This is a genomic window from Pedobacter superstes (genome assembly GCF_037622515.1).
GTDB lineage: Bacteria > Bacteroidota > Bacteroidia > Sphingobacteriales > Sphingobacteriaceae > Paradesertivirga > Paradesertivirga superstes.
Map to the genome: position 1 here is coordinate 739,259 of NZ_JBBJCN010000001.1, position 25,086 is coordinate 764,344.

Genomic DNA, 25,086 nt, shown 5'->3' on the forward strand with positions numbered 1-25,086 from the left:
TATGCAGACTCCTATCAAACATCATGAAGTTGAGCTTGAAATTTAAAGTCTCTACTCCATCCGTAGCAGCCTTAATATGCCTATTTAATTGGGAACTCCGTTAATTAGTACATTTTCGAATTTCACCTCGGTATATTTATTATCAAATCCGGTTTTCTCAACTGTAATATTTATATTTTTAAAAACCACATTCGAAACTTTATCTGGAGAATTTCCATTCATTAACCCAAATGTTTTGCATTTAACCTTAATATTAGAAATTAATATATTTCGAACGGTACCAAAAGGTTGCTCAGTTGAATCCTTAAGGCCAAAAAATTGCCGCCATGGAGACATATTAATGATTGAACCGCTTTTCCCGGTGATATTATCCACAGTGATATTTTCGAAGAGCTGATAAGTATCCGGACGCATTTTTAACAACAAAATTGGTGACCGATTACTATTCACTGTACAATTACGCATGGTGATGTTCCGGGCGTGAATACTTTCACTTCCCATGGTTAGCACTGCATGTACCTCGCCGAATGTGCAATTCTCTATTAGAACGTCTTCTACTATCCCGTTCTCTGCCTTCTTATGAGCAGTGGGTCCTTTGCCACCCTTTATACATATACCATCGTCGTTGACTGAGATATAACAATTACGAATTGTAACTTTCTTACACACATCAATATCCACTCCATCCGAACTTGGCGCAGCCACTGGTTTGAACGGTGAGCGAATATCACAATTTTCGATTAGGACGTTATTGCACTGATATAAGTGAGTGGTCCAAAATCCAGAGTTATGCAGATTTACATCTTTAACGATTACATTGTCGCAACCCCAGATAAAAACAAGTCGTGGTCTTGAAACTTCCAAATTGGTAGTTTCTTTTCCGATTTTTCGGAGAGAATCACGATGGGCCCAAAATTTTTTCCAAAATTTAAGTGCATTTCCATTGATGGTTCCTGGGCCTGAAATACTAAAGCTATCCACATAATATGCATTAATAAGTGCAGCGTAATAAAGAAGATTCTGTCCCTCCATTCTAGAGGGTATCAGCGGATAATCAGCAATATTATCAGATCCTTTTAATTGAGCGCCCTCCTGTAAACGCAGCCTTGTATTGGGCTTAAAAAATAATGCCCCAGTTAAAAAAACGCCTTTAGGTATTACAATTGTTCCACCCCCTTCCAGGTGTGCCCTATCAATTACGTTCTGAATAATTTGTGTGTTAAGCTTTGTGCTGTCCGAATAAGCACCGTACTCGGTGATAACATAGTTCTGTGAGTAAACAGAAAAAAAAACAAACGTTAAAGGTAATATAAGCAACGTATTCATAAAATCAATCTATTCACGAACTTCGACTAAGACATTGTAATTGGGGTTCACAGGTTGCTCTGCCTTGATACATTAAACTTATCTCTGCCTGAGCAAAATTCAGATCAAGAGAATAAGGAGCTTAATTTTAACGCTAAGATATAATCTAAACATGGGAAACCTAAATCTGTACACTACTGCATCTTAACCAAACACTCGTTGGTTTTCTTACTTTATAATTGTTCAAACAATATTAATTTATCCCCCCACGATTGTCGTCATCAATCCTGTTCAATAAAGTTTTTTACGTTTTCCTGTATATGGGTATTAAGCTCAACGGTAACTGCACTCACACTCTTTAAATAGATATTCTCTATCGGCAACCCCTTCTGACCCAATATCCTCGAAATAAATTATCTCCCGCGACCGCCCCAAATTCAGTTATCAACATTTTTTTACTTTTGCCAAAGTCCGGCACATTAATAGCCAGCATAGTAAACGGGGCTTGTACATTGTTTGCTTTAATAATTACTATCTTCTTCGTACAAAAAGAAAATAGAAGCCCGCAGCAACAAAGCATCAAAAAAAGAGCCGATTGTTTCATTTGGGGTTTGTGTGAAAATAAATAATTGAACATCTAATTGTCTGTTAAAACTTATAAGGCCAAAGTATCAGCTAATTGGCCAATTAGCAAAAATCTATCTCGAACAAAATAAGCGTTCGTCCTTTCTCTCGTAATATATCCCTCTTTTTCCAACTCCCAATACGCTCGACGAACCGTTATCGTTGATACTGAATTTTGCTTTGCCACTCTGCTGATAGGTGGCAATTGAAAACCCTTTTCATACCTTCCCTCGAGAATTTCTTTTTTTATGAACACCTTTACTTGCAAGTAGAGCAGAACTGGCGACCTAGGAATTAAATTTAACGTAACCTCCATAAATATATGACTTATTATAGTGATAAAAATTATTCAATAGTTTGCGATTTAGCACCCGGAATTCATCCCGGGCACTCTCATCATTGGGGTTACTTAATCTTAAATGGCAAATACCAATTTAAGGGCTCCATTAGTTTCTGTTCTATTGCGGCAGCTGTAGAAAAATCACCAGCTGCAGTAAACTTGGCGGCGACACGTTTCGCTAAAATTGAAGGATCGTTTCTCCTGCGAGCTATCCGAACCAAATCACCCCATCTATGACCTTCAAACGCAAGCTCCAGGGCCGCCTCATTAAGTATCATATCCTCAAAGTCGTTAGTCAACGCATTTTGGTTAATAATCGGACGTTCTGACAATAGTGTCTCAACAGAGCTGAACCGATTAATACTCGGACTCATATCGTAATATTTAGCAGAGTCTACTCTCACAATTTCTACACCTGCTCTTCCTCGGACTCCCACATGATTGGAAAACGGTCCGCGGATTTGCGTCGGACGATTGTGTTCCTGCGCATTAAAGTTATATGGAAATAACCAGGGCGTTTTTTGTATGTTGGCCATATCCCTTCGTTCATTAGCATCAGGAGCAGGCCAATCAGTACTAAAACTTCTGCCTGGAAAATTCTCACTGTAAAATAAAGATCCTTGGAGAGGATCAAAAACCTTTTTTAGGTCATGGTTCACCATAGACCAGGCTAATCTGTGCATACCATCACGGTTTGCTGCTTCTGCAAATCGCAAATGTAAGTTGCCTGCGCGATTGAGGTACCAGATTCCCTTTTTCTCTAGAGGCTTTGTAGGATCGAAAGTTCCGATAAACTTTTTCACAACAGGCTGGCCACTCTGATTTTCCCAAGACGCGCCAGCTCCGCGCCAGTCACCTGGGGCGCCGTCTCCGCTCTTATTTTCTTTAGCCCAGTTATTGATCGCAAGTGCAGACGGTTTTAGCTGATACTTTCCATTCGAATATGAAAATAAATCTATAAGCGGATTTCCTGGCTCAAAATTCGGGAGCAGTGGAATTGACCATACCCACTCGTCATTATAGTCGCTTGAGTTATGAGCATCTTCAAACATATCACCCCATTCATCCCAATCATAAATATTGTAGCTAACGCGCCATTCGGTACGCTCGTCTGCGGAATTTCCGGTATTAGGAATATCTAAGATAGCTTTATAAACTTTTGCTGCTTCCAAATAGTTATTGTTCCACAGATGCAGATCTCCCAATATTAGCCTTCGGTATATAAATATTCTTTGCAAATCGACACCATCAACTTGTAATCTGGCGTTATTCGTGGGATCGGAAGTGATAATCGACGAGCCCGCTGCGTATTGTGAAAGGTTTGGCAAAGAAGCAGTGAACTGCGTTAATTTCTCCAATAACTCATCAAAGCTAATTCGCTTGTGCAATGCTTCATTATTCAGATCGCTGATATTCTCGATAGGTTCTGTGACATAAGGAATGGAGCCGTAATGAATTCCCAGTTGCAAGTACACCCATGAGCGTAAAGCGCCTATATCAGAGTATCTTTCGTTACGTTGCACCTGGTTAATTTTACCTTCTGCGAACATTTGGTCAAGGTTCTTCAACACATTATTACACGCCATTATGACCTCATAAAAAGGCTTAGGATCTGCATAATTGTTACCTTCAGAAACATTATGCAGATTAATCTCTTTTAAAGCATTATTGGTATTAAATGTAACGTCCACCAAGTCGGCTCTTAGTTCATTCAATACTATGTAGCGGTCCACTAGACCTAGAAACTTGCCATATACACCATAAATCGAATTATCAGCATCTGCCAGGTTTTGATAAACCTGCTGGCGTGTAAGCACATCCTCCGGCACGATATCAAAGGTGTTTTTGCAGGAAAACGTGCCAATGCAAAGGATTGCCGGCAATATCCATATATATATTTTTTTCATAATCATTTTACCTAATAAAATTATATTCCTAACCTCACTCCGAATTGAATAGTCCTGAACTGCGGCTCAAGTCCTGTATCCACTCCCTGCGAAAAAACACTGCGGGAGGAACTGAACTCTGGGTCATATCCTAAATACTTGGTGAAAGAAACCAGATTGTGCCCGTTCGCATATAGTTTAAGCGTTTTAAAGAACTTCTCTTTTAATGGAAGGTTATAGGATAACCCTACAGTTCTTAAGCGTAGATAAGATCCGTCCTCTATCCATCTGTCAGAAAAACGTGAGTTTTGAGCAGGGTCACCAAAAGCCGCCCTTGGCATATTAGTTATCTGTCCTTCAGCTTTCCAACGGCTATTAACACTTACTATTTGATTTTCATAACCACCCATTGACTCCAGCGACGCACGTGTGCCATTGTAGACATCGTTTCCGCTGCTGAAGGTGAAGATAGCGTCGAAGGACCAGTTTTTAAAATTCAAGCTATTTCTGAACATCCCGGTAAAGTCCGGATTAGGATCACCGATTACCACCCTGTCCTCTTCATCAACAAACTTATCACCGTTAGTGTCTGCAAAACGAACATCACCACCTTGAAGTCCTACCAACATACCATCAGACATCCTGTTGGTGAGGCCGGAATCTTCTGCTTCAGCACTTGTTGAATAAACTCCATTTGTTAGGTAGCCATAGAACAAATTCGAACTTCTTCCCACTTCAGTAAGGATCGCCGCACCGGCCAGATAATCTCCATCTGAGATAATTCTTCCGCCTGATAAGCTGGTAACTTTATTCTTATAATGGCCCAATGTGATACCCATATCCCATTTTAGTTGTCTATTAATAAGTCGGGTATCAATTGAAAGGTCGATCCCATTAGTGCGCATACTACCCGAGTTGGAAACAGATAAATCAAATCCGCTGGCAGAAGGGACATCGTCATAGGTCAGCATGTCTCTGGTATTATTGCTGTAAATATCAAAACTAACTTTAAAACGCTCGTCAAATAAGGATACATCAACGCCTCCGTTTAATTTCTCAATCGTTTCCCATTTCAACTGGGTATTTCCAACATTTCCGCGAATATAGCCTTTAAGCCCATACAAGCTCTGGCCAACATAGTAAGGAAGAGCAGCATAATTACCAATATCATCATTGCCGGTAAGTCCGTAGCTTGCTCGGAATTTCAGGAAGTTGATAAAATCAACTGGTTTAAAAAATTCTTCAGACGACACTAGCCAGGCGGCAGCCACAGACGGCATCATCGCGAATTTATTTCCATTAAAAGTTAAAACGTCTGGAATATCCTTTCCAAACCTTGATGAACCATCTATTGCAGCGTTGAAAGAAGCAAAATATTTATTTTTAAAAGAATAATCGACGCTGGTATAAGTACTCAGCCAGCGCATATTACTTAGCGAGCCGCCTCCGTTTCGAAGATTTGGATTCCCGCTTCCTAAGCTTGTATAGTCATCGGTCGCCGAATTATACGTAAGACCGTAGTCGCTTTCATAACGATCATCTTTAAATCGCATCCCCAGATTGGCATAAACACTGTGTTGATGGTCTTTAGACAGAAAAGAATAAGTTCCTTTGGTGTCGCTATACACAGCAAACATTCGGTCTGTATTAGTACCAATTCGGTTATCTATAACCGCTGTTCCCAAGGTATCTTGTGCTATACCGACGCTTGGAATGAACATTCGCTCTCTAACCTTATCGTAAGTAACCCCCAAAAGTGATTGAACTGAAAACTTAGGATTAAACTGGTATATAAAATTTGCAGCTGCAGAAACCCGATAAGCAGTGTTGATTCCCACCATATCTTCAATAAGGGAAGCTGGATTGCTAACAGAAAAAATATCGGAGTCAGCAAAAACGGGTGATGTCCCGCCTAAGGCACCCACCGCATTTGTACGGGTAAAAGGCGACTTTATAAGCGACAGATAAACTGGCGACGTATTGCTTCCTAACCCTTGGTTGCGGATGTTGTGAACACTATTTGTGAACGAAAGATTAGATACTGCTCTTAACTTAGGAGTTAAACGAAAATCAGCATTAAAACGGGTGAAATACCTACTCAAATTTGTATTCTTGATAATTCCCTCATTATTAAGGTATCCTAAGGATAAATTATACTTTGCTATATTATCACCGCCGGCTACATTTAAATGATAGTTTTGACTATAACTACTACTTATAGCTTCCTTTTGCCAATCTGTATTAACAAGATTATTTGGCCCGTTTTGGTATTTGAAGAAATCAGAATTGCCGACTGAAGACGAGGCCATGTATGGCTGCGCCGCTATGGTAGCGTTAGACATACCCTGCGACTGCAAAATACTTGTTAAATAGATCCGGTAATTACTTGCATCCAAAACCGGGAGCCTGTTGGCAGAAGAATTATACCCTCCAAAAGACGAGAAATCTATTTGAGTACTTTCCATAACAGGGCGGCGAGTGGTAATTAACATAACACCATTTCCACCTTTGGTACCATAAACAGCAGCGCCGGCATCCTTAATAATCGTAATGTCCTCAATATCCTTTACATCAATATTTTCGAGTGCATTACTTGAATTTCCCAAAAAAAGCGAGTTTGCCAGTGTTTCATTATTATAAATCATACCATCCACCACAATTAAAGGCTGGTTGCTGGTGTATAATGAATTAAATCCCCGAAGAAACATATTGGCACCTATTGACGGAGTGCCCGAACGACGCACCACATTCAATCCGGCAACTTTTCCCTGCAAATACGTATCAGGTGTCTCCTTAATGCTTTCTCCCCACATCTCTCTCGCTCTTACAGAGGAAACCGCATAGGGAATCCGGCTTTGCGAAATGGATCCGGATGGAAGCGTTACAAGAGAATACACTGAGTTATAACCGCTTTCGTAAAGTTTAATAGTTAGGGTACTTTCGCCTCTTAATGGCACTTCTTTATTTTGATATACAGTTGCTGAGATTCGCAAAACTGCATCAAAATCCGGAACCGAAATGCTGGCCTTGCCGTTTTCATCAGTTATTGCGCCCGAGTATCCCTCAACGCTCACGTTAATACCGGATAAAGGTTTTTTGCTGGTCGCATCGACGATCGTAAGTACTGCTTTTGGACCGGTATTTCTACTGGCAGCAACAGGAGCAGAAACACTATCTGCCTGACCATTGGTTAAAGAGTCATTCTGCTGTGCAAAAGTGGAAAATGATACGGAGAAACATAATCCTGCGAACAGAATAACTCTTTCCGCCTTCTTAAAAATGTGCATAGTTGTCAATTTATAATAGCGTTTTCTAATTTGTAACAGGAATAAGTCTGATATAATCCAGGACCAGGTTATTGAGTCCGGCTGCAACCGACTCATTATTACTTACAAGGAATATAGATTCATTTCCGAATTTATCTACTTGATAGGTCCCGATGTACTGTTCTTCATATTTTGGCACATATTTTCTTCGGCCGACAATAGGAGCTGGCAAAACTTCTTGAGCCTCAACATATTTATAAGGTAAATCTGTAGCGCTAAACATCTTAAAGGCAATCCGCTGCTGAAAAAAAGTGAGCGGGCGTTCTACAGTGCTTGGTGCAATTGGAGCAGGCGGAACCAAATCATAATCGCGCATTGCACGCCAGTAAACTTTGTATTTTACACTATTAAGTCGCGTTCTGTATTCATACCATGAACGGAGATTCGCCAAATTCGTGCTCCTCTGTTGAGTATAGGTTGTAATGCCATCAGGATTTCTTCGAGTATAGCGAGCATTTGCAGTTGAAGCTGAAACGGAAACAGAGCTTTCACCCTGAATAATAATTTCCCCTAAAAATTTAGATGTACTATATTTAATACTACTCACTACATATGCAATTCCGTTACTCAAACGGTGGGTTTCGATTATTGACGAAGGATTTAAATGAACATTAACTCCACGGACAGAAAGCATAGAATCTGGTAAATTACCTGGCAGAAATAATCCTTTAAAAGCAAGGTTCTCTACAATATGGTTACGGGTAATAAATCTGCTACTATCCTCTTTATAGATCCCTTGATTGTTATAGGCCTTAAAATAAGGCAGCAACTTATTCTCTTCAGCTAAAAATGCATCATCCTTCAATACAACATAGGTAAACAAGGAATCTTCAGTATTAATCTGAGCAGTATTTCTTAAATATGAATTTCTGATAATTGAATCCGTACCAGCTTCATATAGTGGCTTTCCCGTATCAGGATCGATCCCTAAGACAACACCGCCTCCAGGGTTGACAACCTTTCTATCAAATGATTTGATATGCGAAAGCAGCTTTGGAGCAACACCGGAACTTTCAATATACTCGTAAATATTTAACTTTGGAATGATGGCCCCATCGATGATGTGTAAAACCCCGTTACCTACATAGATATTCGATTTAGAAATCTCGATATCTTCTACAGTGAAACTGGAAAAGAGAACCGTTTTTCCGTTGTTAAGCGACTCCAGTCGTATAGCAGGATCCGCCATATGGGTAACATAAGACTGGTATACGATATGATTACCTACAAAAGCCTTTAATTTAACAGGGTCAGCAGGAATTGCAGGATCCAGAAACTCCAAAGCAGCATTGGTTGGAGCCCAAATGGTGAAAGCCTTTGAGGTAGCCAATACGGAATCGTATTTAGTAGCATGAATGTACTCGCTGAATATACTTAAGTCAGGATTCTTTTTGATTTCACTGAGCAGTGTTTCGGCGAGTAGAGGATCCTGTTCACCGTAATGTTCTTCCCATTTATCTTTACAACCCGATGCCATTAACAAGTAAAGTCCTAGAAGTAAAAAAACATATTTATGTATAAAACTCATCATTTTAAATAATTTTAAATTAGTATTAACGGAGAACTACTGCGATTTCCAAAGTAGTTCTCCGAGAGAAGCACTAATGAAATGTAAAACCATCAATTCACTAGTTGGAATAACTCATGATATCTAGGGCTTTAGCATATCAGCATCGCTCTGGCCTCTCTCCTGTACCCTTCCGTTGGTCCAGAATCTTGGCCACAACTGATCTTGCCAGTCTGGCGTAACCGGTATAAATTGAATCAGATCCAGATTAAGCCTTCTATCGAAGTTAGCACTTGAGTTGTCTACAAGTTCAAACGTTACCGTATGCCGGCCGGTTGCAAAAACTACAGCTGTTCCCAATAATCGGGCAATGCTTTTTGTAACATCACTATTAGAAGGTCCCATGTAGCGTTTCCATCCCGCTATATAACGTTGCTCTTCCGTCATATCCTGTGTGCTTCCCAGTACACTTGGATCCCATCTTTTTGGAAGCAATTGATCGTTGAAATAGACCAGGAATACGTTGCCATTACTTCCTGAAGGGTAACCAATCCAGACCCTGTAGGTGCCAGCCACAAGTACGGGAGTTGTAAACACCAGGCGCTTATTGAATGATGAACCACCCATAGGGAATTCAAGGTAATCGTTCCGGTGAGTGACCTTTGACTCTGCTGCCTTAATATAGGTTACAAACTTCTGAAACTCGAATTCCTTTAAGGCACCGTTCGTTGGTACGTCCCATACGAAATTAGCTTTGTCGTAGCTGGGGTGATTAACAAATTCCGGCTGTGCGGTTACATCTAAATAGGTTGGTCTTGGAACTCGCTTAATAATATTAAAATGCTTGTTTACAGTATGAATAACACCATTAAATGCTGTAACATCTCCTTCCACAAACGAAATAGGATATCCCGGATCTGGTATAGATGGATCTACATTTAATTTTATGCTCGAACTAGACTCAGCCGAAGTACTCAATCCCTCCTGGTATACTAAGGTCGGTATTGAAGTAGTAGATATCAGGTCGGCAAAATACCGGGCACTTGGGGAGATATGATAAGCCACCCATCTGTTCAAGCCATCTAAAGTATCCTTGTGATTGGCACCAACAACGGAATACCTTCCGACCAACTCTTCAATACTACCCAGGTCCGCTTCTTCAAGCGCCATGTCGGTTTCAGCGAATACAGTTAGGAACCGTTGCTCAGGATTTGGGTTATTTAAAGGTGAAAAATTCAGGCTATCGTATAAACCTGTTATTTCCAAAGCCTTTGCGAATACTTCAAACTTCGGCTCGGAAGCGATCATCTCAGCAAGGGTTTTCTTTGCAGGAATCAATACATTATCAATAACATGGATCACTCCGTTACCTACTGAAATATTTGATTGTATAATATTAGCCTGACGATTAACCACAAACGAAGTTGTAGGGTTAATCGGGTCCGGACCTGTAACCAGATATTGACCAAACATTGTCGGTCTTCCAAGCTTACCGTCGGTAAACTGAGTAGTTTTAATTGTATCACCCTGTATTAAATGCAAACGAACAATATCCTTCCACACCGTGGCGTCAACCTCCTCAACAGAGGTTTTATTGTTAGCCTGCAAATACGTTTTTACAGCATCATTGGTAGGCAGAAAAAATGTATACGCTCCGTAGGCTTGTAAAAATCCGTCGGAATCGGTGATGTCCAGAATCTTTCTGAATTCGGAAAAATTATCGGGATATTTATCCAGAAAGCCCGTGATGTTCACGTCTTCTGTGGTATACTCCACAATAGGGGCTTTCTTGCAGCCCGAGGCTAATATTGCCACCATGCATACTACAAGCACAGGCAATTTCAAATTGGTAGTAAAAAAAGGTTTCATAAACAGCTCTTTAGTTATTGATTAAATTAATCCGCGTAAAGGGACTTATTACTTAATGTCTTATCGGTAAAATGGATTCTGTGTTAAGGTCTTATCTGCCAGCAGTTCAGATTGTGGAACGGGAAAGAACCAACTGTTCTTATCCTGCAACCTCGCTTCTGCTGTTCTTTTAGCCACGTCTGGAATATTTGTGGTTGCTACTTCAATAAGTCTTGCTTTATAGCTTTCGTCCCTTCTTGCGAAACGTAGAATATCGAACCAGCGCTTTCCTTCAAAAGCAAACTCTCGCTGTCTCTCTTCAAGAATATAATCAAGAAGTTCTGCAGAGGAAGAAGAAGCATCCACTTGCCGCTGGGTTGAACTTAGTGCTTTTGCGCGACTTCTGATGCGATTAATAATACTAACCACCTCCATCTCGCTACCTGTAATGATGGCTAAAGCTTCTGCTTTCATCAGGAGAACATCAGCATAACGATATAGTATATAATTGGCCACAGAAGCATCCTGACTTCTCAATTCTAATTCGTCCAATTCCACATTTCCATTTGCTCCACCATACTTCCAGATAGAAAAATTAATAGGGTGAAAAGCAACACCAGGTCCCCTTAGGTCGAAGGCTGCAGGATCAAGATCGTCCGGCGGAAAAATCTCATCCATTGTTTCTGCATTTGCTATATAATCCTTGGAGCTTGCTGAAAACATGCTATAAAACATGTTCGGCATTCCTTCTGTATATTGGAGCTCAAAAATACTTTCTGCCGAATTTCCCTGAAAATATAACTGATGAAAGAAATCTCCACTGTTCCTTTCAGCCTGTATCAGCCCGAATCTCGAAGAATTTTGAATTGCTTCACAAGCTTCTACCACTGCAGGGTAATCGCCTTTCCAAAGATTTACATCGGCAAGTATTGCATAGGCTGCCCACTTGGTTATCCGTCCTTTATCACTCGCCACATTCTCATAGCTCTCCGGCGCATTAGATTTAGCAAATTCCAGATCCGCCAGAATTTGATTCATGATATCTGATTCGCTGCTTTTCCCTAACTTCTTGATTTGGGTATCTTCTGAAATTCCCGTCAACTGAAGAGGAACTTCTCCATAAGTTCTCAGTAGATAAAAATACATAAGGGCTCTTATCGCTTTAACCTCTGCCAGTTTCTCATTTAACTCAAGAATTTCAAATGAGGGATCTTCTTTGACTGTTTGCGGGGCGAAATCAATCACAAGATTGCAATTGTTAATTACCTTATATATATTGTTCCATTTTGCAAACTTGTTGGTAGGGAGTATATTACCCTGAATAAGATCATATTCTTCAGCCTCTAAAGAAAAACTTAAGGGAAGACTAATCATATCCCCTCGTATTTCAGACCATCTCCAAAGCTGATTTACAACAGAATTTTCGGCCATATATACATATGAACCTAGTACCGCGCTTTCCACCTGCTCTTTTGTCTTCCAGTATTCCTGCCGGATCAATCCGTCCTGGGGCTCCAGCTCAAGCCATTTATTACACGACGATGAAGAGATGATAAACAGTACTATTGTAATTTTATAAATTATGTTCTTTATCATTTTTATAATTTTAATAACTCCTAAAAACCTGCTGTAAGACCAAATAAAATATTCCGCGTTGGAGGAGTGTTAGACTTGTCTTGAGGATAAGTAAATGGGTCCTGATTACCCATAATAGAGATATCAGGATTCTGTCCTGTATATTTAGTCAGTGTAAACAGATTTTCAGCTGTGATATATGCACTTAAACGATCTAGTCGCAACCGGTCTATAATTGATTTGGGAAGAGAATAACTTACTGTTAGCTGTCCCATTCTGACAAACGAAGCATCTTCCACGAACCTGTCGGATCCAAGATAGTTGAACAGTCCCTGGCCTGCTCTCGGGATATCAGTAATATCTCCGGGATTTCTCCAGCGTCTTAATACTGCAGTACTCTGATTATCGTAGCCATCCATTTTAATGGATCCCATCTTTGCAGCATTTATGATTTGGAAACCCGCTCTGTAATTGAAATAGGTTCTCAAGGTCAGTCTCCCTTTATAGGTAATAGTCTGTCCGAATCCACCGGATATTTTCGGTATACCGTTCCCTAAATACACCTGATCCATATAATTGATATTACCGTCATGATTCACGTCAACATATTCTATGTCTCCGGGCTGAAACTGGTAAAAAGTAGATGGATAATTAAAACGCATATAGATCGGATTTCCATTGGCATCTACAATAGAATTTCCACTTGCGTCTTTAGCCATTGTAGACTCTAAATCTTTGAATACGCCCCTGGTTTTGAAACCATAAAAAGAACCGAAGGGGTTACCTAACTGGAGGAAAGTTTTATATTCCCCATTTCTGGTAATCCTTTGACCGTTATCCCTTGGAAAATATTCGGATATTTCATTTATGACGTTTTGGTTATTGGCAAAATTGAAGTTAAAATCAACATTCCAATTTTTGGTTTTTATGGGTGTAGTAGTTAATAAAAGCTCAAATCCTGTATTGGTCATTTTACCATCATTGTTGTCTACAGAACCGAAACCACTATAGCTCGGCAATGAAATCCCCGGCACTATCATATCTCTGGTAACTTGCTTATAAACCTCAGCGTCAATTTTAATGCGGTTTTTAAAGATATTTACGTTAAACCCCAGATTGGTACCTGTTACACGTTCTACTCTTAGACTCGTGATTTGCAGGTTTGATGATACGATGGCCGACTGCCCGGCATAGCTGCCGGAATAGCTTGCATTTAAAGGCGTTTTAAGAAAAGACGTTGGGCTGAAAATATTATAATAATCAGCATCCGGCCGATTTCCTGTAATACCCACACTCATCCTGATGGCAAAGTCATCCATCCACTTTAAATTTAACTTCTTGATTAAAGGTTCATCAGCCACATGCCACTTTCCAGAAACAGAGGGGAACGCTGAAAAGCGATACTTAGGACTTAAACCGGAATTACCATCAACACGCAGGCCTACGTTCAAAGCATATCTGTCTAATAACTGATACTGAGATCCGAAATAAGCACCAACACTTCGACCCAAGCCTACTCCACCGCTTAAATCGGTTTCGTCGCCATAGTACCTTCCGGGATTAGATGGATCCTGAAAAAATGCGGATGCGGTATTGGCTACCTGCAGATTAGAACGGACGTCGTTCTTCTCCCTTGCCTGTAATGAGGTAAATAATTGTAAATGATGCGCTTCCGACTTAAATTTAGGTGTATATGAAATGTCAAATTTGCCTTCAGTTACATACGAATCGCCGTCAAAATCCTGCGCGTTATTCACAATCGGATCGGAAATTGGTCTTCCTGAAACAATCTGCGGTAAAAAGTTATTACTTTTTGAGTTATTGATATCAAACCGCACAGAAAAATTTGTACGAACTTCCGGCGAAATTCTGTATTGAAGTGCGAAGCTCGGAACCAAGCGATCGCCTGTACTTCGGCTCACGGCAGCATCTGCCATTGCTAAAGGGTTAAAATAATTGGGAAACTCCCCCTGTATATTTTCAGCGGGTGAAAAATACACGTCTGTTATGTTGCCAAAATCGTCATATAAATAATCCGACTGGTTCGGCATTTTTATAAAAGCCTGTCCCCGGGGATTTGTGTAATTAAGGGTATTATCGATGTGGCTATATGCGAAATCAGAACGAAAGGTAATTTTATCAGATACCTGATAATCAAGATTAACCCTCGTCTTAATAGTATTTAATGAAGTTCCTACAGTTGTTCCTTTGACATTTGAATACCCTACAGATGCATAATATTGAGCACGTTCACCACCACCTTTAATATTTACATCATGCTGTTGCGTAATTCCTGTCCGTGTTATGGCACCTAACCAGTTGGTATTTTGACTGTAGTTGTAATAATAATAGGGATTGAATGGATCGTAGGCAAATTCAGGATTATTCTCCAAATTCATGAGAATACCAGATCTATTGCGGACCATTTCCTGGATCAGGGTGCCGTATTCATCCCCGTTAAGCATTGGGAAGGTTTTTGGCTGCCTAGATAACCCCCCTCTGAAATTAAAAGCAATCTGCGGTTTGCCAACCGAGCCTCTTTTAGTATTGATCACAAGAACTCCGTTTGCAGCTCTGGAACCCCACAAAGCCGTAGAGGCTGCATCCTTCAATACCGTAATATCCTTTATATCAGATGGAGCGATACTTAAGAGGTTAGCGTAACTCTGCTCATCCGCATTTCCAAAATTGAAATCAGAAGGAATTTGTGTTTCGTAGGGCATATTATCCAGGATGATAAGAGGCTGTGAATTCCCACTTAGACTTGCAGTTCCCCGGATCCGGATTGACATCCCTGCACCGGGATCTCCGGTTGTTGTTCCAAAATCGACACCCGGCATACGGCCGACCAGGGCCTGGTCAATAGATTGGGCTGACAGCTCTTCCAAATCCTTCGTATTTACAGTGACGGTAGCCATAGTATTATGACGTTCGCTTACATTCAGCATACCTCCAACATTTTGAGACTTGGCGCCCTGTATCACTATGGTTTCTAGCTGATTGCTACTCATTTGCAAGGAAACATTAAACGTCTTTCTATTTCCAATAGCTGAGGTAAAAGCATTATATCCAATACTGGAAATCTTGATTCTGTTGTTTACATTTTTGATAATAAGTGCAAAGTTGCCATCTATATCGGTAACGGTCCCTGTTACCGTACGGTTATCCTTATCTATTTCAATAACTGAGGCCGATATTACAGGACCTTTATCCCGGGCATCTATGACCTTTCCTCTTACCATACCTTGTGCTAACGTGTCGCTGACGTTGAAAAGCAGGGCAGTAATCAGGCATAAAATTATTCTAGAAGCTTTCATTTATTATGGTTTATCTTTTATTTATAAAATAATACATTGTCGATCGCGTGCACAGCTGCCATGTTCGCCAGATTATTGCTAGACGGAAGAACCAGATTAGCTACATTGCCCTTTTTATCTGTAAACAGCATACTATTCTTATTATTGACAACATCAATATAAGTTATTGGAGGGTCAGGCAGTAAGTTGTCATCTGTTAGCACGGTCTGTTGCTTTCCTTGTTTCTCCGGACTTGGATCACCATCAGAAACGAGTGTATTTCTAGCAAGAAAATGATATTGAATAAATTGCGCAACTTGCTCCTGTTGTGTTAAACTCCAGTTCGTAACAGTCAGCGATGGAAGCTTTCCGGCAGTAACAGCAGCCTGAATTGCAGTGTTAGTTGGAATAAGAACCGTATATGGAACACCTGCCGTCACACCAGTAATGGATTTGTCAGCGTCCGTCCACACAGAAGATCTTTTTAGATAGTTATAGAATGTTCCAAAAACCGGAGAAGTTCCTCCAACTGCCAGATCTTCAATATATTTTCCAAGAGTTTTTTCAGAATACTTCAGCATTCCTGTTGTAAAATAGGCGGGGCCATTCACAGTTACTTCTTTACCTGTTATAGTGACGAAAGTATTATCCTCCATATTTCCGGAGGCTTGCAATTTGCCGTCCGAATATTTTACGTATTCGGGCACATCTCCAAATCCTTTCAGAAATGCTGAGCCGGTGCTGAGGTTATCAGCTTGGTTAAGCGAATTGTCAAATGCAGACATATTGAGTATCCGGTGAACACGTCTCTGTGCCAGATCCCCTCTTTGAAATGCACCTGCAGGGGATGTCCATTCCCATTGATTAAACAAGGTATTATAGTCGAACCCAGCAGCTCTCCATTGATCGTCAGAAATCATCAGCAAAGCGGTTTTAATCAAAGGATTAGACAGCTCTCCCTTTTGGGCTGTCTCATTCATAGCCCGGGTCTGAAGTCCGTATTCTTTGTTTAAAAAGGGCTTCGAATACACCGTCCTGAATACATTGGCTTCCCAAATATTATTTATGCCATAAAACAACCCGTTACTCAAAACCTTTTTTTCTCTGATATCACCTGTGCTGAAAGTAGGAAGCTCATTAAAAGTATTCACTGTACTAGACAAACGGCTCGGCCATACTGTGGTATCCCAGATATGGGCATTTACAAAATACATCACCATTTCAGGGCTTAGCTCATTTCCCCCCCAATTAGCAAGCAGGTATTGTTTATAAGCAGTTACCTGATCGTTGGTGGGTACCGCTATGCTCATCATATCCATTTGAACGCCACCTGCTTCTGCCGATCCTGTGTTCTCATTATTTGGCCAAACCTTTACCGGTAGATTTAATACATCTGCATTATAGGTCTTTATATAAACCGGATCGGTAGCGCCTCCTGATATTGCAAAATATCTTTGTTGCACCTTATTATCGGTACTATAGCTTGCAGATAACTGCAGCAGCTTTCTAAACTCACTATAATCCGGGTTCGAAGCAAGATACTGGTCTATACTTTGAACAGGAGTTAAAACCTTGTCTATTGAGTGGATAACTCCATTTTCGGCAACAATGTCAGACTTTAAAACCTTCGCATCCCCCACATTGAAACCCGAGAATGGCACTCCAAATAATGTAGAATAATCCGACTCCGGAATTGCGGTATAATTAAAAAAATCATCAGTAAAAACAGGCAGGTATTTATTGTTATTACGACTATAATTGGATCCAGGACTATAACCAGAATTTGTATTAGCCGCCACAATCATTTTATCATCTTCAGGGTATGCGAAATCATAATAGGTCGTTTGCTTTCTAAATGCACCCTGAACTCCAGATTGAGCTCCAAGAAGATCATTCATATTAGCTTTTAGGTAGGAAGCATAAACAGTATTATATCGTACGATATCCGTAGCTGTTTTCTTATCTAAATCATTTATACTAGAAAGGTTTCTCTCCTGCAAAAATTGTTGAAACGCTTCATCACTTGGGGCAAATACCGTCCAGTAACCGGCCTGCCCTAGAATATCCTTGTAACCAGCTTTATCAATTACAGCCAGCATACTGGTCAATCCATTAGCTTTCAATTGCTCGTAAATAGGTGGAGCCAGATTTGCAGGCCGACCATAAAATTCATCCAGCTCCTTTTTATTGCAACTGGTAACAAAAATGATTATTGATAAAAAGCACAATAAAACACGTATTGATTTTTCCATATATATAATTTGTATTAGCTTTTAGGCCCCCTTAATGTTATAATCTCCTTTATTTTGCAATACCCTTTATCCAAACATCTGCAGAACATTCTTAGAGGTTGACCAATGCTTTGATATTCTAGATACCACTTTAGTAAAGACTTTGCTATTCATTTATTTTGATTAGAAAGCTCATTGAAACCTGTGTTATTCTTATTCAACTGCTTAAGAAAACGAAGACCCCTACTCTCGTTTATATTGGCTTATAACTGACGGTAAATTTAAACTGGCTAAACGGGAGGGACTTGTAATAACGTTCGGAATAACTGGTATAATTGTCCGAAAAGCTTAAATAAGGATGAGCAGACCCTTTTTTAATTTAAACTAATGAAAAAACGAGTCGGACCATGATGATCCGTATGAACTCTTATGAGAAATTGTGTTGCGTAATATTAGGTAAACATCTGCATCTAATAAGACGCCGTTTAACTTGCGTATGCACTAATTACTATAAAGAGCCGTCAGTCAAATTACTTGCGATTAATAATCTTCGTCAATATAAAAACGGTTTACGGGGATATGAATACAGAGGCACAAACTGAAATAAATGCTTATGCATATACTGGTTCTGATATCCTCTGAAGCAGCTGACAAGTGAGAGGAAAGAGGGAACCAGATTGGACAAACTCATTGGGAATACTATCCTGAATGGCTTAGTTGATGGCTTAAAGCGTGAGAGAACTTGCCGGGAAACACAAGCGAATGTTGGACCGTCTCGGTTTAATAACAGCCAATTTTTTTTAATTAAAAATTCGCCTTTTATTATATCATTAACAGGTATACCGCTGTAACGATCCGGGAAAAGGATCAAAACTTTTTTTCGGGATAACCTAGGTATTCTTTTTAATTAATCTTTAATACATCGTACCGAAAACCCAAATTTATAGTATTTTTTATCCCTATCCACATCAGCAAAGCCTTCCCATATCCTTTCGCTCCACGAAAACATTTCATATGTCCTGGTTTCAGTCCACCAGTATCCATTCGCTCTTAATGTGTGAAATTCACCATCTTCATCACGATATCCTCCGGGCAAAGCAGAAAAGCCGGAACTATTATTTGCGCCTTTATTTGGTGGCAACCAGTATTCTGTTCCGGTTATTTTAAGTTTTGCCGCAGCACTGGTATCAGATTTCAAATAAGTTATAAGCTCTTCAATTTCCTTTTCTGTAGGGATATGCCAGCCTTCTGGCGCTAGCCCGCGTGCGTCGTTAATAGCAAACCAGTTATACAAACGACCATAGGGCTCAACTTTTCCGGCGTCATTATCATACCAGCAGCAAGCCGCATCTGTAGTTGTTCCCCAAGTTTTATTATTGTTGAGCTGACGAATTGGATTATCATTTTTGAATTTGCTTACTTTTAAGTTTTCAGCCATCCACACCTGATTTCCGATTTTAACGGTAGAGTAAGTATTTCCGTCAATATCTTCAACTTCATAAGGAGAACTGCAACCATAGAAAAAAATAATGAACGAGAAAGTGAATAATATTAATGGAAGCCGGGAAAATTTATCTGTAAAGATCATAGTTTCGTTTCATCTACGGTAAATACTTTAATACTATCATTTCTTATATAATAAACCCTGTTATTAATTTCATAATTATGCAGGCTAATTCCGTTACTCTCTAAAATAAGGGATGAGATTTCGGGATAAGCGACGTCAATTTTCTTAGGAGATTCAACAAAAAGTCCGTACTGAATATCCTTTCCTTTAAATTCTCTTTCAAAATCTTCGGCAAAAGAATATTTAAACGAGTCGTCTTTAGCAATCAAAAACAGAAGCTTGAGCTTTCGCTCGGTTTCAGATTTAACCAATAATGCAAAATCTGATTTTTCATCATCGTTAAAATCGGAAGTGATGAAATTAGATTCAGTACCTCTATTATAAAAAGACCACCATAAATTTGCATAATCATCATTGGAAGCTACTTCCCAGCCAGGAAGAGCTTCTTTTATGAACTTTTCTGCGACGGTTAAGGCCGATATGTATTTAACGTCCTTTGACACTGAGGGGTCCTGATCAGTTGAAGTACAACTTATAATACTAAGAGTTAAAATTAATATGCTTAAAAATTTCATAATTATCTATATTGAAAAACCATGTACACAAAGTACATGGTTTACCAATTATCATTTTTAAATTACACTAAAAAAATAGATTACCAGATACCGTCACCAGTGTAGGTTTGACCATTTACCTTAGTAACACATCTCCTTGTGTTGTAATGCTGAATGTTTCGCACATTATTACTTGCTACAGAAGTTCCTCCATTAATGTATGTATTGTCTGCATCTTGAAGCAAAATATTACCGTCAGTAGAACTTGCGATATCAACAGTACCGATTGTAGTACCACCACTACCAGAAACACTGAAGAAACCACGTCCGCTATTGCGTGAATACACTTTGGTCACAGTGATCTCAGGACCATTATCATTAGCTACACGGAAAGTTGCATAACCTCCGCCATTGTTGTTGTAGTTTCCTGTAACGGTTCCTATAGTTGCTTTCGATGATTTATTAAGAAGCACTCCGCATCCTCTGTTTCTGCTCACACTTATATCGCTGATAGTAATACCTGTAACTCCAAGAGTCTCAATACCATGCTCACCACCTACAAAATCTAATGTTCCATTGATAGCAAGGTTACTTGACTTGCCTGTTGTATTATCAACACGAATACCTATTCCCAAGCCAGGGCTTTGGAGATCCATAGTTATATTGGTAAGAATTATGTTGCTGCAGCCCCTAAACCAGATACCGTAACGAGGATAACCTATAACGTGCAGGTTTTTAACCTCAATATTGCTTTTATTATCTGCTCTTACAGGAACGGTTAGTAAATCCTGATCTGTAGCATTAAAAGTGGTACCGGTAAAATCAAGACCTGTATTGCTTTGCAAAACAACCCCTCTAACAGCATCGCCTGAAGGACCCGCGTTACCCGAATTTCTAACATAAACCCATTCTTTCGTTGTTCTACCAGGAGTTAAATTATTAATAGCTGCATTAATAGCATCTCCATAATCTGTGCCTGAATACACCTGAACACCGTTTACACTAGAGATCCACGAACTACCAGATGAAACGACTTCGCCGCTGACTGCAGAAACTTTGGCTGCAGTTTTAGACGAACCTGTAACTTCCTGAGTAAAAACACTGTCATCTTTTTTACATGATACTATCATCATGCTTGAAATCAAAGCCACGCTAAGCATAGCTACACTCAAAATTTTTCTTTTCATTTTTGTTTGATTGGTTAATTATTAATTGATTGATAATTGGTTATAGAGGCACCTTTTGATAAGGAATAGGTTTAGCTAACACCGTCGAATATCGCTTCAGTTAAGACGGTAGAATCTTAGGAGCCGAAGTCCTAAAAAAAATATTTTTATCATTGCTGGTTTTATAATTTATTTATGTGCCTACTCTTAAGATTTTCGGCTTCCTCTTTTTAAAGTCCTGACGAAGGTGAAATGATGTTAACTTATTTTTTATCATAAGTGGCTAATCAGAAGCAACCTATATCTGCAATACTTTCATTAAGTGAACATCAATTCGAACTATGTCAAGCTATTCGGTTTATTTAGTTCTATATAGTTGCAACAAATGCACATTTTTCGCGATGGATGATCACACTAGCAAAGGGTTGCTTTTTTTGGTTTGTGGTTTATATTGGTTTAATCTGTTAAGCTATAAGTAAAAAAAGGAGTTATTATAACTTAGGTTAACAGAGGTAAAATTAGAATACATTTATTCGAGCAATAGAGCATTATCATTCGCAAATACCTGTAAAACTATTCAATTATAACACCGTACAAGCGTAGCAAGCTCTATAACTAGCCAGCAGATAGCAATCTGATCAAACAGAATATCAATGTTTGCCTATTTCGAGAGCGCCCTGCCGGAAGACATGAATAGCAAGGATTCAGCATAATGAACCACGGACGAAAAGAAAATGCAATAATTGCAATCGCGAAATCCAGATGTTCAAAATTTAAACGTCTTGTTTAAAAAGAACATTAGAAGTAATTTTATTCATTCATTTAATGTCTAAAACATAAAAAATCATTGAGAGTGTTATTCTACGTTTAAAGCCTGAGAACTGCACAGAAGGAACCCTTCCAATTTATTTAAGATTAACTGTGTCGGTTTAGGAACAGAATGGTATACGCAAAAGGCGAGTTGAATAGACTCCATCTTATATGGGGGAATTGCCGAGTAATAAAGCAAGCTATGATACGCGCTTGTTTCCGTTGAAGAAAACCATGACATCGTTCGAGAAGGGTTGGTATGAGATGGATTGTTCGGGTATTGGCGGAGCAAACAAAAAGAGGGTGTCTCAAAAGAGGAATTCGATGACTTTTTGCTAAATAAATTTTGTGAGATTTTATCCTAATAACATAAACGCTCAATTTCCAATCTGAAAATTGAGCGTTTTGCTTTAAAAAGGTATTTTAAAAAAGTCCTTCAGAATTTTAATTCTGTTTTGCAGGCTGGATTTTCTTTTTAAGATAGCCTCTTTTTTGAATAGTGGAATCATATTGTTTTTTGACTCTGTTTTTACTAACGTTAGATAAGCTATGCCTTATGGTGTACAGTTTTGGGTAACGTTAGCGTAGCTGCGATCTCCGGTAACATACACGCCCTCATTGGTACAACCTGCTTCAACTGTGCAAGCTACAACGTTTTCAAGCCAGATGCCGGCATCACTGGTATCGAAAACTTGCGCATTATTCAATTTACAATTATTACTACCGGACAGCACGAAATAGCCACGGCCACATTCGCGGGCAAACAATTGATTGATTGTAACTCTCTCACAGGTGTTCGCCAGGCGCAAACCTGCATAACCGCCGCCGTAATTACATCGGAAAGCATCTACCGTTCCCATAGTCCCATTGATAGTTTTATTAAGCAATACGCCACATTCGCCCATATTTTTGGCAATAATTGTAGTGCTTGTAAAACCGTCTACGCCGTAAGTCTCCAATCCATGGCTGCTGCCGTTTTCAAAGGTGCAATTCGAAACGTCAATATTTTTAACCCAGCGACCATCTTCATACGGGCGGCTAGGATGGCTGTCGATACGAATACCTATGCTACCGCCAATAATTTTGACATTTTGAATAGTAACGTTGCTTGCCCGACTGGTACGTATTCCCATTCCCTGGCTGGCGGTTAAAGTCATATCGAAGATTCCGATAGGTCCGCCACCATCTCTAAAAAAACCGTATCCATTATGTTTCTTGGCAAGGATATTATTATGAAAATATAAGTTTAAGCCAGGTTGAAGATTAATTTGTGCTGATAAATTACCACCTGTTATAACATGAACATCCCGGTTTCCGGTTCCTATACAGTTATTAATCGCGTCTGCCAGCTTGCTGGTGCTTCCCTGATCAACTCCATTGATACGCCAGACGTAACTATTGCCAGAAGCCCGCACCTCGTTTGTATAGGCGGCAGAAACCTTTGCAGAACTTTTACCAGTTCCTGAAGTCACTAGAGCATTGTCGCTCAAAGAACTGTCAGTTTTATTGCAACTTGCAATTACGATCACGGCAGCAAACGCTGTCACTTTTAGTAGCGAAGCCAAAAAAAAATTGCTTTTTGTCATTATTGGTTTTATAATATAGTTAGTGCCTACTCTTAAGATTTTCGGCTTCCTCTTGTTAAAGTCTTGACATAAGATGAACGTATGGTTAACTTGTTTTTTATGATAGGTAGCTATTCTAATCTAAGCGACCTCTAGCTGCAATTAGGTGACAAGCATTTCGAACGATGTCAAGCTATTCGGTTTATTAGTTTTTGATTAATTCTATATATAGAAGCAGTAAATGCACATTTTTTGAGTTGCAGGAACATACAAATACTAGCTTTTGTTGGTTGGTGGTGGTTGGTTTAAATTGGTTTAAACTATTAATCACCATGGTTTAAAAATGGTGTCTATGTTAACAGAGGTAAATTTAAAATACATTTTTTCGAACAATAGAGTGTTATCGTTCGAAAACACCTAGAATACTATTCAGTCATAGTACTTTTAGCGGTATTAATGTATTTATGACAAATTAAAGATTCGAAGTCGTCGACGACTAGAAAGAGCGTTACAAGCTCATTGAGACACACAACAGATATCCCTGTTCGCCCACTTTTCAGAGCGCCCGGAGAACAGGTGAACAGTAAGGATTCAGAAAATGTGATGAGAGTAGTCGCGAAGTGAGGGTCTCCCCAGCGCCAAATAATTTACCCGGACAATCGTTTAATTCTGTGCTCGAGTATGACTAAGCTCTCTACCGATCTAAAAGACTGCTGGATTTAGCCCTAGTCAACGTTTTTCCATTCTAATAGCACTATTAGTTTCGTTGTCTTTTTAATAAGCTCAATTTCGTTTACCGTAAGAGCCGTATGATTGTTAAAATTCCAGATTTGAATGTGTAATTTCATCGAAAAATGGCTATCTTAGCACTAATGAAATCGTTCATGTAAGTGCGAACCAATTCAAGTAAGTCGGTTACCTTTTCGGTTACCTATGCAAGATTAAGACTTGCAACATATTGACAATCAATAGCTTGTGCTAGAGAAATACGATCCCAGCGGGATCACAGAAAATCAAACAAAGCCTTGTACTAGAGATAGTTACAAGGCTTTTTTATTTTACCTGTCAAAATAACTGTCAACGAACGCTTTATCTTAATTGGCTTAAATTTAGTCAATATTCCTTTAATTATAAACTAAGGGACGTATTCTTCCAAACCTACATTCAATTGTAAGTCTAAAAAGGCTTTGAGATTGGCCCTCGTCAGGCATTGACTTAAAGTCAAAGCTTACCGTTTTTAAATTTTTGATTCCGTTGTTCGAGGTTTTAAATGAGCAACCCACTGGACAAATATTTTATAGAGTCAGAGTTTGTACTCTAATAATCTCTTTGCTAATCATTTCTCTATTTTTAAATATAATCTAAGATGTTTTAAATTTTGCTACTTTCGGGTCGGCGCCGACGTGATGTCTATCTCTCTTAATAAGCGGGGTGAGTAAAGGAATACCAGCAGCCAGATACCCAGATGGAGGTATTCGTGTTTAAT

General features: G+C 39.4%; 13 protein-coding genes. All 13 read right to left on the minus strand.

Translation table 11 applies throughout. The annotated features are described in order from the left end of the window. Positions 1-84: 84 nt before the first annotated feature. A complete protein-coding gene (locus WG906_RS03360; protein WP_339991107.1) occupies positions 85-1,326 on the minus strand; it encodes a glycoside hydrolase family 28 protein in 1,242 nt (413 codons plus the stop codon). 634 nt (positions 1,327-1,960) lie between these two features. Further along, positions 1,961-2,245 (minus strand): GntR family transcriptional regulator, encoded by a 285-nt coding sequence (locus tag WG906_RS19400; RefSeq protein ID WP_431844446.1) that lies wholly within the window; start codon positions 2,243-2,245, stop codon positions 1,961-1,963. Between the two features lie 89 nt (positions 2,246-2,334). Beyond that, on the minus strand, positions 2,335-4,176 hold the full coding sequence (locus tag WG906_RS03365; protein WP_339991108.1) for a RagB/SusD family nutrient uptake outer membrane protein: 1,842 nt from the start codon (positions 4,174-4,176) through the stop codon (positions 2,335-2,337). Between the two features lie 20 nt (positions 4,177-4,196). Further along, positions 4,197-7,442 carry a SusC/RagA family TonB-linked outer membrane protein gene (locus WG906_RS03370; RefSeq protein ID WP_339991109.1) on the minus strand — a complete coding sequence of 1,082 codons (3,246 nt, stop codon included), beginning with the start codon at positions 7,440-7,442 and terminating at the stop codon, positions 4,197-4,199. A 25-nt stretch (positions 7,443-7,467) separates the two neighbouring features. After that, complete coding sequence (locus WG906_RS03375; RefSeq protein ID WP_339991110.1) at positions 7,468-9,012, minus strand: fasciclin domain-containing protein; 1,545 nt, start codon at positions 9,010-9,012, stop codon at positions 7,468-7,470. A gap of 120 nt (positions 9,013-9,132) precedes the next feature. Next, positions 9,133-10,857 carry a fasciclin domain-containing protein gene (locus WG906_RS03380; protein WP_339991111.1) on the minus strand — a complete coding sequence of 575 codons (1,725 nt, stop codon included), beginning with the start codon at positions 10,855-10,857 and terminating at the stop codon, positions 9,133-9,135. Positions 10,858-10,917: 60 nt separating this feature from the next. Next, entirely contained in the window at positions 10,918-12,432 is a 1,515-nt protein-coding gene (locus WG906_RS03385) for a RagB/SusD family nutrient uptake outer membrane protein (RefSeq protein ID WP_339991112.1), read from the minus strand. Between the two features lie 20 nt (positions 12,433-12,452). Further along, entirely contained in the window at positions 12,453-15,728 is a 3,276-nt protein-coding gene (locus WG906_RS03390) for a SusC/RagA family TonB-linked outer membrane protein (protein WP_339991113.1), read from the minus strand. Positions 15,729-15,745: 17 nt separating this feature from the next. Next, a complete protein-coding gene (locus WG906_RS03395) occupies positions 15,746-17,959 on the minus strand; it encodes a fasciclin domain-containing protein (protein ID WP_339991114.1) in 2,214 nt (737 codons plus the stop codon). Positions 17,960-18,845: 886 nt separating this feature from the next. Then, the gene (locus WG906_RS03400; protein ID WP_339991115.1) at positions 18,846-19,526 is read right to left on the minus strand and encodes a fibrobacter succinogenes major paralogous domain-containing protein; all 681 of its coding nucleotides are present in this window, start codon (positions 19,524-19,526) and stop codon (positions 18,846-18,848) included. Beyond that, the gene (locus tag WG906_RS03405) at positions 19,523-20,080 is read right to left on the minus strand and encodes a hypothetical protein (protein WP_339991116.1); all 558 of its coding nucleotides are present in this window, start codon (positions 20,078-20,080) and stop codon (positions 19,523-19,525) included. Before WG906_RS03405 ends, WG906_RS03400 begins: the two co-directional genes overlap by 4 nt. Before the next feature lie 80 nt (positions 20,081-20,160). Then, positions 20,161-21,246, minus strand: coding sequence for a right-handed parallel beta-helix repeat-containing protein (locus WG906_RS03410; RefSeq protein ID WP_339991117.1), 1,086 nt, complete (start codon positions 21,244-21,246; stop codon positions 20,161-20,163). 1,343 nt (positions 21,247-22,589) lie between these two features. Next, positions 22,590-23,621 (minus strand): right-handed parallel beta-helix repeat-containing protein, encoded by a 1,032-nt coding sequence (locus tag WG906_RS03415; protein ID WP_339991118.1) that lies wholly within the window; start codon positions 23,619-23,621, stop codon positions 22,590-22,592. Positions 23,622-25,086 lie beyond the last annotated feature (1,465 nt).

What these genes read in the sequence shown, in the direction of transcription:
- WG906_RS03360 (WP_339991107.1), bottom strand. Translation starts at nt 1,326, where the DNA reads ATGAATACGTTGCTTATATTACCTTTAACGTTTGTTTTTTTTTCTGTT.
- WG906_RS19400 (WP_431844446.1), bottom strand. Translation starts at nt 2,245, where the DNA reads ATGGAGGTTACGTTAAATTTAATTCCTAGGTCGCCAGTTCTGCTCTAC.
- WG906_RS03365 (WP_339991108.1), bottom strand. Translation starts at nt 4,176, where the DNA reads ATGAAAAAAATATATATATGGATATTGCCGGCAATCCTTTGCATTGGC.
- WG906_RS03370 (WP_339991109.1), bottom strand. Translation starts at nt 7,442, where the DNA reads ATGCACATTTTTAAGAAGGCGGAAAGAGTTATTCTGTTCGCAGGATTA.
- WG906_RS03375 (WP_339991110.1), bottom strand. Translation starts at nt 9,012, where the DNA reads ATGATGAGTTTTATACATAAATATGTTTTTTTACTTCTAGGACTTTAC.
- WG906_RS03380 (WP_339991111.1), bottom strand. Translation starts at nt 10,857, where the DNA reads ATGAAACCTTTTTTTACTACCAATTTGAAATTGCCTGTGCTTGTAGTA.
- WG906_RS03385 (WP_339991112.1), bottom strand. Translation starts at nt 12,432, where the DNA reads ATGATAAAGAACATAATTTATAAAATTACAATAGTACTGTTTATCATC.
- WG906_RS03390 (WP_339991113.1), bottom strand. Translation starts at nt 15,728, where the DNA reads ATGAAAGCTTCTAGAATAATTTTATGCCTGATTACTGCCCTGCTTTTC.
- WG906_RS03395 (WP_339991114.1), bottom strand. Translation starts at nt 17,959, where the DNA reads ATGGAAAAATCAATACGTGTTTTATTGTGCTTTTTATCAATAATCATT.
- WG906_RS03400 (WP_339991115.1), bottom strand. Translation starts at nt 19,526, where the DNA reads ATGATCTTTACAGATAAATTTTCCCGGCTTCCATTAATATTATTCACT.
- WG906_RS03405 (WP_339991116.1), bottom strand. Translation starts at nt 20,080, where the DNA reads ATGAAATTTTTAAGCATATTAATTTTAACTCTTAGTATTATAAGTTGT.
- WG906_RS03410 (WP_339991117.1), bottom strand. Translation starts at nt 21,246, where the DNA reads ATGAAAAGAAAAATTTTGAGTGTAGCTATGCTTAGCGTGGCTTTGATT.
- WG906_RS03415 (WP_339991118.1), bottom strand. Translation starts at nt 23,621, where the DNA reads ATGACAAAAAGCAATTTTTTTTTGGCTTCGCTACTAAAAGTGACAGCG.